At 60.0% G+C, this 1,334-nt stretch carries 1 protein-coding gene; it reads left to right on the top strand.

Annotated elements, in window-relative coordinates; all coding sequences use genetic code 11:
- Positions 1 to 48: 48 nt before the first annotated feature.
- On the top strand, positions 49 to 1,215 hold the full coding sequence (locus J2744_RS15265) for an ISH3 family transposase (RefSeq protein ID WP_210114062.1): 1,167 nt from the start codon (positions 49 to 51) through the stop codon (positions 1,213 to 1,215).
- Positions 1,216 to 1,334 lie beyond the last annotated feature (119 nt).

Below are 1,334 nucleotides of genomic sequence, written 5' to 3'. Positions count from 1 at the left end.
TCAGTACATCACAAAGCCGGTTAGTTGAGACGTCTGCTTGCTGAAGGTGTGTCTAATACCAAGCAAGCAGACGGTGAAATCCACGAGGACCAGCTCCTTAACTTCCTCGTCAACACCCTTGACGAGGAAGTTGATCTCACACTCGCTGAAAACGCCGAACTCGATGCTGAAGACATCTACGAGGTCCTCGTCGGCGCTTGCGCCGACGGGACCTCGGTCTCGACGCTCTGTGAGAGAAGCGAAGATGCACCCCACGAAAACTCGGTTCTCTACCATCTCCGCACCAAGTTCGACCTCGAAACGCTCGAACAAGTTGGCAACACGCTTCTCCAAAAGGACGTTCTCGACGTCCTCCCCGAGCAGGTGGAGGTCTGCGCAGACCTCCACCTGCGGCCCTACTACGGAGACGAAGACGACACAGACGGTCTCTATCACTCCCAGGCGAAGCGTGGAACGACCGCGTTCCACGCCTACGCGACACTCTACGCGCGTGTGACGAACAAACGCTACACGCTGGCGGTGCGCCGTCTCGTTGACGGCGACACCCCCAGCAGTGTCCTCGCTGAGTTTCTCGGTCTCCTCGACGGCCTTGACCTCGACGTCAAGGCCGTCTATCTTGACCGCGAATTCTACGACAGCAAGTGCTTGACGCTGCTTCAGGCGCACAACCACGCCTACGTTATGCCGGTCGTCCGCTGGGGAAAGACGATCAAGCAGGAACTCTCAGAAGGGTGGAGTCGCGTGATTCAGCACAGTCTGACAGCGAAACTCGACGGTCATAGCTGGACCGTCGAGTTTCCCGTCTACATCGACTGTACCTACCAGAACGGACGGTACGATGAACATGGCGTGGCGCGTCACGGCTACGCCGCTGACGCGCCGTTCATCGACTCACCACGAGACGCTCGATACCACTACGCGAAACGCTTCGGTATCGAGGCGAGCTACCGACTTTCGGAACAAAGTATTGCGACGACCTCGACACAAAATCCGGTCGTACGGCTGCTGTACGTGGTGGTGAGCTTGCTGTTACAGAACGTCTGGCGGTATCTGCACTGGGAGTACGTGGCGACGCCCCGCCGAGGCGGGCGTCGCCTCTGGCAGTGGTCGTTCACGGAGTTCATCAACATGATCCGACGGGCAGCGTGGACGGCGCTGGCGGTGCGTCGGGCCGTCCCCGCAAACCGACCACCGGACGACCGGTTCAGCCGGTAATCACCACCCAGACAGCCTCCAGCAGGAGTGGCGACGCTGTCGCTGTCGGCGGCGGCTGCCGCCGACAGCGACAGCTCTCCGTCGGTTCGCCCAAGATTCTCTCGTCGAGACCGCTAGTG

It is taken from the genome of Halorubrum trapanicum, from assembly GCF_017873555.1.
Taxonomy (GTDB): Archaea; Halobacteriota; Halobacteria; order Halobacteriales; family Haloferacaceae; genus Halorubrum; species Halorubrum trapanicum.
The sequence above is the reverse complement of the archived record's forward strand: the minus strand, read 5'-3'. Positions and strand labels throughout refer to the sequence as shown.